At 68.3% G+C, this 15,027-nt stretch carries 13 protein-coding genes; 6 read left to right on the forward strand and 7 right to left on the reverse strand.

Features of this window, described 5'->3' with window-relative positions:
• Nucleotides 1–39 precede the first annotated feature (39 nt).
• Nucleotides 40–213 (reverse strand): hypothetical protein, encoded by a 174-nt coding sequence (locus tag VGC47_09000; GenBank protein HEX9855438.1) that lies wholly within the window; start codon nt 211–213, stop codon nt 40–42.
• A gap of 213 nt (nt 214–426) precedes the next feature.
• On the opposite strand from VGC47_09000, the gene VGC47_09005 reads away from it, so the two are divergent.
• The gene (locus tag VGC47_09005; GenBank protein HEX9855439.1) at nt 427–2,190 is read left to right on the forward strand and encodes a PA domain-containing protein; all 1,764 of its coding nucleotides are present in this window, start codon (nt 427–429) and stop codon (nt 2,188–2,190) included.
• Between the two features lie 450 nt (nt 2,191–2,640).
• Here the strand turns inward: VGC47_09005 and VGC47_09010 are convergent, their stop codons facing one another.
• Nucleotides 2,641–3,072: a MarR family transcriptional regulator gene (locus VGC47_09010; GenBank protein ID HEX9855440.1), complete on the reverse strand. Its 432-nt coding sequence runs from the start codon at nt 3,070–3,072 to the stop codon at nt 2,641–2,643.
• A gap of 87 nt (nt 3,073–3,159) precedes the next feature.
• Between VGC47_09010 and VGC47_09015 the strand changes: the two genes are divergently transcribed.
• A complete protein-coding gene (locus VGC47_09015) occupies nt 3,160–4,527 on the forward strand; it encodes an FAD-binding oxidoreductase (protein ID HEX9855441.1) in 1,368 nt (455 codons plus the stop codon).
• Between the two features lie 242 nt (nt 4,528–4,769).
• On the opposite strand, the gene VGC47_09020 is transcribed toward VGC47_09015, so the two are convergent.
• A complete protein-coding gene (locus VGC47_09020) occupies nt 4,770–5,411 on the reverse strand; it encodes a hypothetical protein (protein ID HEX9855442.1) in 642 nt (213 codons plus the stop codon).
• Between the two features lie 255 nt (nt 5,412–5,666).
• Between VGC47_09020 and VGC47_09025 the strand changes: the two genes are divergently transcribed.
• Both VGC47_09025 and VGC47_09030 read left to right on the forward strand, forming a co-directional pair.
• Nucleotides 5,667–5,954 carry a type II toxin-antitoxin system prevent-host-death family antitoxin gene (locus tag VGC47_09025; protein HEX9855443.1) on the forward strand — a complete coding sequence of 96 codons (288 nt, stop codon included), beginning with the start codon at nt 5,667–5,669 and terminating at the stop codon, nt 5,952–5,954.
• Nucleotides 5,955–6,356, forward strand: a complete 402-nt coding sequence (locus VGC47_09030; GenBank protein HEX9855444.1) for a type II toxin-antitoxin system VapC family toxin — start codon at nt 5,955–5,957, stop codon at nt 6,354–6,356.
• Between the two features lie 335 nt (nt 6,357–6,691).
• Here the strand turns inward: VGC47_09030 and VGC47_09035 are convergent, their stop codons facing one another.
• The 4 genes from VGC47_09035 to VGC47_09050 all read right to left on the reverse strand — a co-directional run bounded on the left by VGC47_09035 (nt 6,692) and on the right by VGC47_09050 (nt 12,156).
• Complete coding sequence (locus VGC47_09035; protein ID HEX9855445.1) at nt 6,692–7,405, reverse strand: hypothetical protein; 714 nt, start codon at nt 7,403–7,405, stop codon at nt 6,692–6,694.
• 217 nt (nt 7,406–7,622) lie between these two features.
• Entirely contained in the window at nt 7,623–8,975 is a 1,353-nt protein-coding gene (locus VGC47_09040) for an adenylate/guanylate cyclase domain-containing protein (protein HEX9855446.1), read from the reverse strand.
• A 100-nt stretch (nt 8,976–9,075) separates the two neighbouring features.
• A complete protein-coding gene (locus VGC47_09045) occupies nt 9,076–9,258 on the reverse strand; it encodes a hypothetical protein (GenBank protein HEX9855447.1) in 183 nt (60 codons plus the stop codon).
• A 324-nt stretch (nt 9,259–9,582) separates the two neighbouring features.
• Nucleotides 9,583–12,156 carry a LuxR C-terminal-related transcriptional regulator gene (locus VGC47_09050; protein HEX9855448.1) on the reverse strand — a complete coding sequence of 858 codons (2,574 nt, stop codon included), beginning with the start codon at nt 12,154–12,156 and terminating at the stop codon, nt 9,583–9,585.
• Between the two features lie 126 nt (nt 12,157–12,282).
• On the opposite strand from VGC47_09050, the gene VGC47_09055 reads away from it, so the two are divergent.
• Both VGC47_09055 and VGC47_09060 read left to right on the forward strand, forming a co-directional pair.
• Nucleotides 12,283–12,960 carry a hypothetical protein gene (locus VGC47_09055; protein HEX9855449.1) on the forward strand — a complete coding sequence of 226 codons (678 nt, stop codon included), beginning with the start codon at nt 12,283–12,285 and terminating at the stop codon, nt 12,958–12,960.
• Nucleotides 12,957–14,720 (forward strand): VWD domain-containing protein, encoded by a 1,764-nt coding sequence (locus tag VGC47_09060; GenBank protein ID HEX9855450.1) that lies wholly within the window; start codon nt 12,957–12,959, stop codon nt 14,718–14,720. Before VGC47_09055 ends, VGC47_09060 begins: the two co-directional genes overlap by 4 nt.
• Nucleotides 14,721–15,027 lie beyond the last annotated feature (307 nt).

Raw genomic sequence — 15,027 nt, forward strand, 5'->3', positions numbered from 1 at the left:
CAGGTCGAGCCCGGACCCGCGCCTCGGGTGAGGCCAACGTCAGGTGTCCTGTACTGAGTGGGGGAGCAACCGCGGGGTCTGGAACACGATGCCCACCCGGCGCCGCAACACGAGCGGGTCGAGGGGGGCGACGTCCTGACCCCGATCGAGGATCCGACCGCGGTCGATGACGTTTAGGCGGGCGCACAGTCGCAGCAAGCTGATCTTGCCCACGCCGGATGGCCCGGTTTCGCGGTCAGAGTGGGAAAATCCGCCCAGCCACCTCGCAATCGTTCACATAGGCTTGTGAGCGGCACCGCCAAGGGGTCCGGTGCCACTGCAGGGTGTGGACGCCAACGACCCGCAGGCTTACGGAAAGCCTCCGTCGCCCAAGCCTGGTGACACTGGGCAGGCTCCGCGCTCATCGAACCCCCAAGAGGAGAAGACATGCGCACGCGAAGACTGGTCGTCGTGCTGGCCGCCGTCGCCTTGTGGACGCAACCCGGCGTCGCGGCCGCCGAACCCGTCGAAGACGCCGTGGCCACGTTCGACTACACCCAGAACATGCACCCGATGGGCTACACCGCCCGGGTGGTACCGCCGTCGGGGCCCGGAGCGGGGCTCTTCAACTCCGACCTGGCGTTCTGGGGCAAGACCGCCTACCAGGGAACCTACGAAGGCTTCCGGGTGATCGACATCACCGAACCGGACAATCCGGTGGAGGTGACCAACTTCGACGACTGCGTCCAGGGCGTGTCCACCGGCAACCAGGGCGACGTCGTCGTCTGGGACGACATCCTGGTCCGCTCGTGGAACTCGGCAACCCCGTCGGGCGGCCGTGACTGCGGTGGCGTGTTCACCCCGGCCGGCGAAGAGGGCGTCCACGTCTTCGACGTGAGCGACCCTGCCGCCCCGGTGGGGCTCGCCTTCGTGGCGACGCCGTGCGGTTCGCACACCGCCACCGGCGTCCCCGACCCGGCCAACGACCGGCTCCTGGTCTACAGCAGCTCGTCGAGTACCGCCTGCCAGGGGATCGACATCATCGAGGTACCCCTCGGCGACCCCGCCTCGGCTTCGTACCTGCGGTTCGAGCCGTCGGGCACCCCGGGCACGTTGCCCAACCTGGTCACCGTCGATTCTCCGTCCCCGGCTGCCGGCAGCTATCAGGCCACGTCCGCCGCCTTCGGTCCGGCGCCCGACGCCGCCGGCATCAGCGGCGACATCGTCGTCGTGGATGACGGGAGTGCGGCTCCCACCCTGGGGTGCGATCCGCTGGTCGGGTTCCTCGCCGGATCGATCGCCCTCGTCGACCGGGGCGCCTGCACCTTCACCCAGAAGGTGGGCAACGCCCAGGCGGCCGGCGCCATTGGTGTGATCGTCGCCAACAACGTGGCGGGGGCTCCCATAAACCTGGGTGGCACCGACCCCACGATCACGATCCCGGCGGTGATGGTGTCGCTCGACGACGCCAACACCATCAAGGCCGGTCTGCCCGCCGCCGGAACGGTGAGCAGCAACCCGGCTCCGCCAGCCCGGGCGTGCCACGACACCGGGGTGATCCTCGGCTCCGCCAACCTGGCGGCGTGTGCCGGCGGCAACGGGTTCAGCGTCTGGAGCCTGGATCCCGCCGACGGCGGGTCGCTGGAGGATCCCGAGATCCTGTACTCACGGTCCGTGGCCGGGGTGTCGATCGGGCACTCGGCATCGTTCACGTGGGACGGCGAGGTCCTGATCTTCGGGCACGAGCCCGGAGGGGGCGGCCAAGCGCAGTGCCAGGCCACCAGCCCGGAGGTGAACCGCACGATCTTCTTCTACGAGGCTCGCAGCGGCGACCCCTTGGGCACGTTCGTGCACGCCCGGCCGCAGACGGCGACCGAGAACTGCTCATGGCACAACTACAACGTGGTGCCCACGGACAAGCGGTACGTGCTGGTGTCCGGCAACTACCAGTCGGGAATCAGCGTGCTCGACTTCACCGACCCGGCCAACGTCACCGAGGTGGCGTACGCCGACCCGGCTCCGCTGAGCGACACGGCGATCGTGCTCGGTGGAGATTGGTCGACCTACTGGTACGACGGGCGGATCTACGAGTCCGACATCACCAGGGGCCTGATCGTGTGGAACCTGAGCAGCAACGTCACGGCCGGCGCCAAGAAGCTGGGGCACCTCAATCCCCAGACCCAGGAGACGTCCTTCCCCTTCAAGGGCTGACAGACGTCGAACGTATCGAGCGGGGGAGAGCACCCGAGGTGGTGTTCTCCCCCGCCTCGTTCGTCCGGCTCATCGGCGGTGACGGCGCGAGCCTCGCGTCGTGAGGTCGGCACCCGAAGGCAACAGCGGCGACGACGCCGATCGCTGCGGGCGGCGGCCGGCGGGGCGGGACGGGCGCCGACGAACCTGGCGGCTGCCCAGACAGGTGTCGATCCACCGCGTGGCCGGGTCGGCGTTGAGGGCGGAAGCGCCGGATGAGAGCACGGTCGCCCGTACCAGGCGATGAACGCGCCGGCTGCGATCGGGCACCCGCCTGACCTGAGCGGGACCAATCGATGCTGCGGGCACTTTGACGTGAACGTTGCCCGAGCCAGGAGTGCCTCGTCGCCCTCGCCGACTTGTGATCAACAGAGCCCCATGCGGTGTCCATGGGCGGCCGTGAGTGTCCGGCTACTGCTCTCGGGCGTTCTCGGCGAACCGGGTGAGGGTGGCGCGCACCGTGGCGATCTCCCCTTCGGAGACCCCTCGTCGGAGGCGACGGTCGAATGCGGCGGCCGCCTCGAAGAGTCGGTCGAAGAGCGCCTCACCGGCCGGGGTCAACGACACCTGGATGGCGCGCCGGTCCGCCGGCTCCCGCGTGCGGGTGATGAGCCTTTGTGCCTCCAAGGCGTCGAGGTGGTATGTGAGGGTCGGTCCCTCGATGCCGACCGCCTGGGCAAGCTCCTGCTGGGTGTGGAAGGCCTCCCGCTTTGCCATGAGGAGGATCAGCCAGGTGGGTTGACTGCCCCCGGCCTCGGTGAGCGCGTCGTTGAACGCCTTCTGCACGATGCGGGCTACCCAGTGCAGGTGGCGACCGATGGGTGCTTCGGATTCCGTTGCCACAAACCGATGCTACCTTCGATGTCATACGATTTGGTCTCAAATTGATAGATATCTAATGTTCAGTCTTCCATCACGAGGAGACAAACAATGACCACCGTCGACGCCACCATCAGCGAACTGCGCTCCCGGGCACCGGGGGCGATCCATCTACCCGACGACCCCGACTATGAAACGGGCCGCACCACCTTCTACGGCGGCTTCGATCAGCGGCCGGCAGCGGTCGTCCGACCCGCCAACGCCGCCGAGGTGCCGGGGGTGGTCACCACGGTCGCCGGATCGGGGACCGAGTTGGCGGTGCGCAGCGGTGGCCACAGCCTGGCCGGCCACGGCCTGAGCGACGGTGGCATCGTCCTCGACCTGGCGGCCATGAAGCGCCTCGACATCGATCCGCAGGGCCGCACCGCCTGGGCGGAGGCGGGCCTCACCGCCGGTGAGTACACGGAGGCGGTCGGCGCCCACGGCCTGGTGACCGGGTTCGGGGACACCGGGTCGGTTGGCATCGGAGGCATCACCCTGGCCGGCGGCATCGGCTTCCTCGCCAGACGCAACGGGATGACCATCGACGACCTCCTCGGCGCCGAGATCGTCACGGCGGACGGGAGCATCCTCCATGTAGACGCCGAGCACCATCCCGACCTCTTCTGGGCCATTCGCGGCGGCGGGGGCAACTTCGGGGTAGCCACCCGGTTCCACTACCGACTCCACGAGCTTCCCACGGTGACAGGGGGCCTCCTCATCCTCCCCGCCACTCCGGAGACCGTCTCCGGCTTCCTGGCCGCCGCTGCCGCTGCTCCCGACGACGTCACCACCATCGCCAACGTGATGATGGCGCCGCCGATGCCGTTCCTCCCCGAGGAGGTTCACGGGCGACTGGTGCTCCTGGGCATCATCTGCGATGCGGGGCCGGTCGCCGGTGCCGAGGCCCGGCTCGCCCCGTTCCGTGACGTAACCGAGCCGCTGGCCGACATGGTGCGCCCCATCACCTACCCGGAGATGTTCTTCCCCGAGGAGCCCGACTTCCACCCCACGGCCGTCGGCCGCACCATGTTCGTCGACGACATCGACGCCGGGTCGGTCGACGCCATCCTCACCCGCATCGTCGAGTCGGATGCCCCGATGCGGGTGGCGCAGCTCAGGGTTCTCGGAGGAGCGATGGCTCGAGTGCCGGAGGACGCCACGGCCTTCGCCCACCGCCGGCGGCCGTATATGGCATCGGTGGCCGCCTTCTACACCGACCCCACCGAGGTGCCGGCCCGTACCCAGTGGGTCGTGGACTTTGCCTCCGAGTTGCAGCGTGGCGAGGAGGCGGCGTATGTCGGCTTCCTCGCCGACGAGGGGGAGGATCGCCTCCGCCTGGCCTATCCCAAGCCGACGTGGGATCGCCTCGTCGGAGTGAAGCGGCGCTACGACCCGGACAACGTCTTCCGCCGCAACCACAACATCGCCCCGGCATGACCGGCCCAGCCGTGCGGCGGGGGGGAGAACGGTCTGAGTGATCTCCAAGACCTGACCGAACGACCATGCGCCAGGCAGGACTCGAGACGGAGGCGTTCATCCGGCCTGCGACGGAGTCCGCTCGTCACAGGGCTTCGCACAGCGTCCCGGAGGGGATCGAAGTGGGCTCGACGACCCAGCGTCGAGAGCAAGGCGATGCGGCGAGTCAGCGGCCTCTCGAGAACATACGGCGTCATCTCGGTTCAACCGAAGCAGTTCGCCTCGAACGTGGCTGCGGCGACCAGGTAATCCTCTGCGGTACCGGCCGACCAGGCGAACCATGTCTCCCGCTCGAAGAACGTCGCCCGGCCGGTCACCGTGTTGCCGTCGACCGTGAACTCATCGACCTGGCTACTGCCGGACTCCAATGCGCCCAGCGCGATCTCTTCGGGGTCGGCGATCCAGGACTGCTCCCGGGTCGGGAGGTCGAACGTGGCCTGGGACACTTGTCCCTGTTGGTCAAAATCGGACCCTTCTCCCACGAGGACGAGTTGCAGTATCCCCCCGTCTCCCACTTCGTTTCCCTGCTCGTCGACCTGGCCAAGCACCACCCAGAACACACCGAACATGTCGGGGTCGCACCGGAGCGACGGGAATGAGGTTTGTCCGAAGTGGAAGGTCTCTCCGTCCATTGTGACGCTCGCCTGGCCGAGACCGGAGACAGGGATGTCGTCCGTGGTATCCCCGGTGTCGGCGGCCGATTCCCCGGTGCCGGCGACGCTTGTGGTTGGAGTTTGCGACGGCTCGTCGCCATTCCTGCTGTCGGGCGTCCCCGCCTCGGGCGATCCACCGCATGCGGCCACCATCGCCAAGGTGCCGAGCGCGAGGGCAGTCCATCGTCTCATGCCAGCAACGCCCCTTTCCACGGCCCATCGTGACGGCTCCCGTGAGCATCACGAACCGCTCGCAAGCCCCGCTCCGGAGCGTACGAACACACCCCGTGATCGTCCCTACTCATCGACGTACCGCCACCTACTCATTCGTCACACCGACTCGGGTGGGTTCTCTCGGGTGAAGTGGCCGGTGGGTGTGGGGCGCCGGGCAGCCCTCGACGACGCCCGGCTCTCGGACCTGAACGCGAATGTGCTACCATGTCGCACATGGAGACCATCGGGATTCGTGAGCTCCGGCGGTACGCAAGCCGATGGCTCGCTCGGGTGAAGGCAGGCGAGACGTTCGTGGTGACCGACCGAGGGCGGCCGGTCGCACGCCTCTCACCGGTTGGGGAGAGCTCCGGGTACTCCAGCCTGGTCGCCGAGGGAAGGATCGCGCCGGGCTCTGGGCGCAACCTGGTCGACGTGCTCACCGCGCTCGACGCCGACCTACCTCCTGACGAGGGGCCATCCGTGACGAATGCCCTGGCGGACCTACGGGCCGGCGAGCGTTAGATGGCGATCTGGTATCTCGACACCTCGGCTTTGGCCAAGTTCGTGCGCCCGGAGCCCGAGACCGGGCACCTGCGAAGGTGGCTGGCGCCCAGGCGCTGGATCATTTCGGACCTCCACCGAACGGAACTCCGACGGGCCGCTGCCCGAGCCGGAGGTCGCGCCCCGGCGCGGACCGACCGGCTGCTCGCCGAGAGCGACATCGTCAGCATCGACGCCGACACCTTTGACCGCGCCGGCCGGCTCGCACCTGCGGACCTCCGGTCACTCGACGCCCTCCACCTAGCCGCGGCCATGACCCTGGGGCCGGATCTGGCGGGCATCGTGGCCTATGACGAGCGCCTGAGAGAGGCTGCAGAGCTGGCAGGAATCACGGTGGCCGCTCCCTCGTCGACGTCGAGCTGAACCCCGGCGGAGCATTCCCACGAGGTCCGCGTCGCGTGCCTCGCCTCCGTCGTCACCACCGCAGGAGGACAGGACCAGCACGACCACGGACGCCGCTGCGAGCCAATTGGCCGATCGGTTGGATCCGGTCCGGCATTGCTCTACAGCTAGTGCGGTGACCAGAAACGTTCGCATGCTTGGTGGGGCTGCACAAGGGGGCGGCCCTTGCGCCGGCCCCCTCGTACCGGGCGGAGCGACTTGCCGCTTCGACCAGGTCAATTAGCGCGGCCGGAAGGCCGCACGAGCAGAGCCGAAGCCCTGGTAGGGACGCAGGCGACGCGTGAGGCGAAGCGGCACTAGCAGTCGATGATCTCGGACGGGACCTCGAGGTCGTAGCTCACCTCGACGGTCCCGGTGGCCCCTTCCGGCCAGTCCTGTTCCAGGATCAACGTCCCGCTGATCCGATCGCCCTCACGTGCGAACGGAACCGAATCCATGGGGGTCTTCGTCTCGCCGGGGTTCGGCGCTCCGCCCAGGTACCAGGCGCCGTCCTGGTCGTTGGCCGCTAGGGCGCTGAACTGCTCCACATCCCCTTCGCCCGAACGCGAGTAGTCCACGGTCACGGTCTGCTTCTCGTAGTTGATCATCCCGTCGCCGCTCGCCGCGAATCCCTCGTCGTTGGAGAGATCGACGTTGAGACCCTCCATGCTCCCCACGAGGGCAAACAGCGACAGATCGTCTTCGTGCGGGGGACCGCCGAAGCTGAACGGCTCGCACCGTCCCACCGGAACCCCCTCGAAGGTGTCGCCGTCGACGACGAAGGTGCCGGATCCACCCGCCGGGAAGCCGATCCCGGGATCGTCACCCCCATCGCCGCCCCCCACGTCGTCGGTGCCCCCACCGTCGTTCCCCCCGTCACGATCTCCCTGGTCGTCGCCCGCGCCACCGTCGCCCTGATCCGATCCGCCGTCGGCGGGGGCAGAGGTGGTCGTCGACCCGGCGTCCTCGATGTCGCCGGCTCCGCCGGCGTCTCCACAGGCCGCGGCCACGAGCGCCAGCACGGCCGCCATCACAGCAATTCTCGCCCGCACGCTCTGCCTCCCCGCGGATCGGACAACAGGCCTCGATGAGCCGCCGAACCCACGAGGCCGGACCCGCTCCTCGTGACCATATGCCACCGGCCGCCTCACCGACCTACTCATACGGACCTGGCGACCTACTCATTGGGCGCGCGTCATGAGGACCGGCAAAGGGTGGACGGGCCCTCGCTGCGTCGCTGGCGAACGATCAGCCGCCGGACGAGGGGTCCTGTGATGAGGCCTCGTACACCTGCCACTCGTCGGGAAGGCCCTTGAGACGGTGGAGACCACGGTCCTCGAAATCGAGCTCCGAACCCGCCACCAGATCGCGAACCGTCCTCGAGACCAATACCTGGCCACCCCCTGCGAGTGCGGCGATGCGGGCGCCGATGTGCACCGCGACACCCGCCACGTCATCCCCGACCAGCTCCACCTCGCCGGCGTGAACCCCGGCGCGGACCTCTAATCCCAATGGCCTCACCGCGGCCGCGATCGCCAATGCGGCCCGGACGGCCCGGGCCGGCCCGTCGAAGGTGGCGATGAACCCGTCGCCGGCGGTACCCCTCTCCACACCCCGCCATCGAGCCAGCTCCTCGCGGATGACCTGCTGGTGCCGCTCGAGCAGGGCGCGCCACTTCCGGTCGCCGAGACGCGAGGCGAGCTCCGTGGAGCCGACGATGTCGGTGAACATCACCGTCGACAGCACCCGCTCCGGAAGCGCCGACGCCCGAAACCCGGTCATGAACTCTTCGATCTCGTCCACGATCGGCGTCGGGTCGTCGGCCCAGAACAGATGGGCTTTTCCCGGCATCTCCACGAGCTTGGCGTCGGGGATCTGACCGGCGATGTACCGCCCTTCCTCGATGCGCACGTCCTCGTCTTCGGCCCGGTAAAGGCACAACGTCGGAACGTGGATCAGCGGCAGCACCGCTCGGGTGTCCACCTCCGTGTTCATCCGCAACAACTGGGCCGCCGCCCTGGGCGTTGCCGAGAGGCGGAAGTAGCGCGCCAACCATGCTCGGAAGTCCGGGTCGTCCACCCTGGGGCCGAGTATGAGCCCCGGAAGGCTATCCGGATCGCCCCAGTGCTCCTCCGTCATGCGGATCTCGTCCTCCCGCCGGTCAGGCTTCGGGGCCCACGGGTAGTCCTCGGACCAAATGCGCTTCGCATACGTGCTCACGAGGATGAGCCCCTCCGCGCGTTGGGGGAACGTGGCAGCGAAGAAACAGCACATGTTGCCGCCTTCGGAGTGGCCGAGGAGCGTCGCCTTCTCGACCCCGGCGGCGTCCATCACGGCGCGCACGTCGTCCACCCGGTCCTCAAGGCTGGGGAGTTGGGTCATGGGGACGCGATCGGACATGCCGGTGCCCCTCTTGTCGAACGTGACTACGGTCGCGAACGTCCCCAGCCGGCGCAGGATGGAGGCGAGCACGGGGTCGTCCCACATCAGCTCGAGATTCGACACCCAACCGGGGACATAGACCAGGTTCCGTTCGCCCTCACCAAAGACCTGGTACGCGATGTTCCAGCCCCCGCTGACGGCGTACTGGGTGGTCGGCATGCCGCCGAGTGTACGTACGACGGGCACATCTCCACCGAGAGCCCACCGGCACCGCCGGGCGGCGAGTGATGCCGGGAGCGATGCCCTCGGTGGGCACCGATCAGAACTGGTGGCCCCAGTGCAGACGCCGGGTGAGCTGCTGCTGCCATCCCGAAGTGGACGGCCTGATGGGCGCCGCCCTGTCCAGCACCCGGCGGTCCCTCGCCGCCAGGTTCCCGCCAGGCACCCACCTGGCGCGGTCGGCCATCGCCGTGGCCAACCTCTCCAGCCGCGTTCGCCGCATCGCCTTCAGAGCGTACGCGGTCCTGCGCCGGGGCATCGCCCCCATGAACCCAAACACTCGCAAGGAGAATCTCCGGCGCGTCGCGAGAAACTCGGGTTCACCAACGTCGAGACCCTGCCGTCGGAGGCAGCGTGCTGTTCGACGCCGATACCAGGGACGTCGCCAATCTCGAGGCCACGCTTGAATCAGCCTGGCTCGACCACCTCGGCTTCGACGCACCACCATCATCCGCCGCTGCGACGAACGCGGGACTTGGGCGATGCCCGTCATCGGTCGGCTCCTGGCTAGAGGCGGGCCTCACATCCACGAGCTAGGAGTGGTCGTTCACATGCCCTCGCCTGGAGCGAGGACCCCGGCCAGCTCCTCCCGGCCGGCGACATCGAGCTTGCGGTACACCGATCTCAGGTGGTTGTCGACCGTCCGCACCGAGATGAACCGCGACTCGGCGATCTCTGCGCTGGTCATGCCCGTCGCCGCGAGCGCGATCTCGGCCTCTCGGTGGGTGAGCACCTGCGGCCTCTCCAGCAATCCGGGGGTGGCGGCGGCCTCGCAGCTCGACTCCGAGACACGGGAGCGCAGCTCATAGCGGGCCGCGAGTGATGGTTGATCGTCGATCACCAGGCCGGCCGCCTGCCCCCACGCCTCCGCCGCCAGGAGAACGGCGCCCATGCCGGCGAACTCCGCCGCGATCGACGCCAGCTGCAATTCGTCCGACGCCACCAACGCCTCACAGTGGCGACGCATGGTCGCCAGTAGGACAGCGCCGGGCATGCGGGGCAAGGCCGTCAGGTGATCGATCACCCGCTCCGGCGATCCGAGCCTCACCACGTCGTGAAAGCACAGGGTCGCCCAGGCGAAATGTTCGCCCTCCACTGCGTTCTCCCCTGCGTCGATGAGGATGTCCTGCGCCCGCTCCCGGTCCCCTGCGACCACCGCCGCCCAGGCGCTCCCTCGCCCGACCCAGACGGCGAGACGGGGGGCAGGAACCGCCAGCTCCAGGCCGGCAACCGGTCGAGCGGCTTGTGGATCTCCCATCTGGCCCAGCTCCAAGGCGAGCAATCCCCGGATCTGCGGCTCGAGCCCGAACGGATCGGCTTCGGTATACGCCTCGAGGCCGAGGCGGGCATTGCGGGCACCGGTGGCCAGGAGACCGGCGAGGTCGAGGCTCAGCCCGGACGCCGAGAGCCAGGTGAGCATCATGGCGGTTCCCCGGTCACCGCGGCTCAATGCCCCCTCGGCGAGCGACATCGCCTCGGCGATCCGTCCTGCGCTGAGCAGGCTCACGAGGTGCATGACCTGGATCTGATCCTCGGCGAAGGGAAGGCGCTCCTTCACGCCGGCGGCCAGGGCGACGGCCCCGTCCACGATCTCATCGAGCCCGTCACAGTCGCCGACCATGGCTTGGGCCACGGTGAGCGTCACGTACGCAGCCGCTTGAGGGACGGCGCCGCTGGCGCCGTCCCTCAGCACCGCTGCCGAGGCGGACATGGAGTCACCGAAGTCTCCCCGAATCGCCGAGATCATGGCCCGCTCGTTGTTCAGCCGCGCCCGGAGCTGGTCGTCGTCGACGCGCGACGTGACCTCGGCCAGCAGGTCGCGGGCGTCGGCTATGCGGCCCAGTCCGAAGCCGAGGTTCTGCGCTCTGGCCGACGCGATCTCCCCAAGGAAGGTCTTGTCGTCGGGATCACGCCCCCGGAGCACCTCCTCGGCCTCGGTGAACCGCTGTTGGTAGCTCAGCGAGCGACCGAGCACGAGTGCGGCTCGATCGTCATCGGATCCCAGCGGCCGCACCAACTCCTCGGCTAGAGCGGGATCGTGACGCACCAAGGCCTCCACGCCTCCGGCGATGGCCACCTCAGCTGAGACGATCTCCCCGGTGTCACGTTGCCACACGGCCACGCGGAGCGGGTCGGAGGGCCCCGCAGCGGTCATGCTCGCCTCGACGAGCGCACGATGCACGGCACGCAGCCGAGCGCTTCCCGTGTTCGCCTTCAGGATCTCCCCGTACAACGGGTGGTCCGGGATCACCGTGGGTACGCCGGCGGTACCGTCGATGATGGCGACGAGCCCGCGGTCCTCCAACTGGGCCAGCGCCTCACCGGCCACCGACGCCACCATGGCCAGGGGAAGCGGAGCACCGACGGCGACCATCTCCATCGCCGGTCGCAAACCGTCGGGGAGCGCCTCGAGTCGGGACGTGACGAGGTCCGCCAGGCGCGTCGACTGTGCCAGGGCACCCGACTGGATCCACGTGCCATCCTCGCTTCGGCTCAGGGTCCGCCCCACCGAACCCTCGATGAGCTCGTGCAGAACGAGTGGGTTGCCCGCCGCGAGCTCCCACAGCTGCTCTTCGAGGCCGGCGTCGATGGGGCCCAGCCTCGCCTCGGTGAGCGCTCGGGCCCGATCCCGGTCGAGTGCCTCGACGTCGATTCGCGCGATCACCCCGTTGGTCCAAAGACCGACGAGGTCGGCCTCCATGACCGCACCCGTGCGCGCCGTCAGGCAGATGGTCGCCGCCCCCGAGGACACCGCGCTGATCAGGAAGGCGAGGGACTCGGCGTCGAGGTGGTGGGCGTCGTCGACGGCGAGCACGAGACCACGCGCCGAACTTCGCTCTTGGAGCGAATCGAGGGCACGACCCAGCAACATCAGCCGATCCTGGGTCGGCGCGCCGGGGAGGAGCTCTACGAAGGGAGCGAAGGGGATCGATCTGGTGGAAGCCGCGGCCACGGTGCGGACCAGGGTCTTCCCGGCTCTCTCAGCCCGATCTCCCAACTCGTGGAGGAGACGGCTCTTGCCGACACCGGCGGTGCCCAGAAGGGCAATCCCGGTGCCGGACTCGATCAGGCCCAGAGATTGAGCGAGATCGGACTCGCGCCCAACCAGCGGCCACTTCACGACCAGACCCTACGGGAAACGGCGTGGTCCCGCCCATGAGGATGAGTAGTCGGCCACCACCCAATGAGTAGGCGGCACCGACGGTCTGAGCGATAGGTTCCCGCGGTGCAAGGGCGTGCGACACCCGTGAGCAGGCGCCTGCTTTCGATGATCCTCATCGGGTCGATCGTCGCGGCAGCATGCACGAGCGACGACGACACACTCGCCACGACCACTACTGCGCCGGCTGCCATCGCCTCCGACGGTGCCGCGCCGGGCGACCTGATCGACGCCGCCTTCGGCACCCAGGCCGTGCAGGATTTCGTCGTCCACATCGACCTGGCGCGCCTGGCGGACGACGGCCCGGAGAGCTTCTACGCCGAGGTGCTCGATGAAGCCGCCTCCGGGGCGGACGCAGCAACCGAGCTGGCAGGTGGATTCACGCTCTCCCCGGTCAACAGCCTCACGGGTCACGTGGTCGACTCGGAGGGTGATCCCCTCCCGAGCGTCTCGCTCGACTTCGGCCTGTTCGGGCTCACCGAGGAGGCCTTCGACGAGATCAGGGCGGCTGCCCTATCCGGCGCGACCGGCAGCGGCGACGGAGGGCTCGTCGAGATCCTGCGGACCATGCCGAACGCCGGCAATGCCTTGCTCATCGAGTTGGTCACCGCCGACCCGTCGAGTCACTACACCCACCTCAGCCCGGGGATCGCAGCGGATTCGACCTCGGGTTCGTCGACCAACTGGAGATCGGCGACCCGCTCATGTCGGTGGCGATCTTCGGCCAGACCATCCCGGGCGTACCGGAACGCGAACGAGGGATGACGCCCTACGAGCTGTTCGCCTACCGCTGGAACGGCGGCCTCATGAGGATCCTCGGCGGCGATGGAGCCTCGATCGTAGTGGACGACTCGTTGACGGTCGTCGAAGGGTCGGAGCTCCTGTCGCGAGACATGAAGCAGACCCTTCTCGACCGAGCCTTCGTGGCCGGCGCGGATGCGGCCTACAAGGAGACCGTGGAAGAACTGGCCGACATGCTCGACGATCCGCGCTACAAGGCGACGGACCCGACCACCGGCGAGAAGGTGCTGTGCTTTGCCCCAGTGGAGGGAGGCTGCGCCCTCGTCGTCACACCTGAGGCATATCTGGTTACCGCCGTGATGTTCGGGGGTCTCGAGGCCTGCTTCGATCTCGCTGCGGAGTTGAACCGCCGCAATGCGGAGGGCGGCATCAAGGTCGACGAGATCAACATAGGTGGAGGTGAGGAGGGCGACCTGCCGTCCAACCTCTTCGGCGACGAGCCCCCGGCGGACGTGCCTCCCGGAGGTGTGTCATGCTTCGAGCCCGCGCCCCCTGAGCCGCCCACGACCGGCACCACCTTCGGCGACGTCCACGTCGCCACGTTCGACGCCCTCGCCTACAACAACCAGAGCGTCGGGGAGTTCTGGGTATTCGACAACGGCACCGTCCAGGTCCAGATGCGGCTCGAGCCCGCGGAGGGCTCCCAGGGGGCATCGGTCGTCACGGCCGCCGCCGTGGGAGTCGGTGGACACACCGTGTCGATGCACCCCATCGGTGAGACCTGGATCGACGGGACCGAGACCGCTCTCGAGCGAGGCAGGCCGTTCGACCTCGGTGCTGCCGAGCTGGTGCGGAGCCCCGGCCACTGGACCATAGTGACCGTCGACGGGACCGTCGTCGAGGTAACCGACATGGCGGGGAAGAGAGACAACCTCATCGTGGCGATACGCCCGTCGGCGGTCTCGTCGGTCGGGATGTTCGGGTCACCCGACCGCAACCCGGACAACGACCTCGTCACCCGCGACGGGATGCAGCTCGAGGCTGATATTCGTCTCAATTTCGAGGTCTTCCATGCCACCTACGTCGACTCGTGGCGTATCACCCAGGAGGAGTCACTGCTCCACTACGGACCCGGCGAGAGCACGGAGAGCTTCCTGATCGAAGGCTTCCCGCAGAGCTTGGTGACCGTTGCCGACTTTCCCGAGTTCGAACGAACGGAAGCGGAACGCCTCTGTGATGAGGTGGGAGTGACGCGAGAGGATCTGGTGGCGGCTTGCGTGTTCGACGTCGTGGTCACCGGCGAGCCGGCGTTCGCCTACCACTCCTTCCTCGTTCAGGCGACCACCCCGGGACCCACCGTGGTCTCGGGCGACGGAGGGAGCATGGTGACGGTGGGCGACCTGACGCTCGACATGAACGATCCTGCCGCGACCTGGGAGTGCGCCGTCGCCGAGGGCACGTTCTTCGCGCAGGGCGGTCTCCGTGTAGGCGACGACCTCTACGAGTTGGCCTTCGAGTACTCCGCCGCTGCCGCCGGCGAGACCGGAGTCGAGCGCCTGACGGTGACCGTCTTCCTCAACGGCACGCCGCACGCCTGGATGCTGACCTGGCTCGACGTCCCGACCGGCACGATCGACGATCTCGCGTTCGACGGGTCGACGCTCAGCGCGACCGGCACCGCCTACCTCAACGATCCGCCCGACCCCAGCCTGACGCTGTTCGCGCCGATTCCCGCCGGCACGCCTCTCCAGGCCTTCAGCGTGCAGGCGACGTGTGACCAGTGAGACGCCCACAGGTTCCTCGGACTCCAAGCCGTCTGGAGCTTTCTGAAGACGCAGCTCCGCGCCTTCATCGCATCCACGTTCTGCTACCCGCGGCGCCTGGCCAGACGGCTGATACCTCTGGCGAGAGTGCGCTGGAGGCTGAGCTCGGATGGCTCCCAACTTGGCTCATAGACGGAGACACCTGCTGATCCAACGCCCCGGGTTCTAAATCGCTCGAGCACAGGGCCTCAGGCCGTGAGCGGGGGAGAGCAGAGAGGTTCAAGGCGCCGTTGACAACTGCCGATCATGCGAAGGTGAAGTCGAGGGA

The organism is Acidimicrobiia bacterium (assembly GCA_036396535.1).
Taxonomy (GTDB): Bacteria; Actinomycetota; Acidimicrobiia; order Spongiisociales; family UBA5794; genus DASWKR01.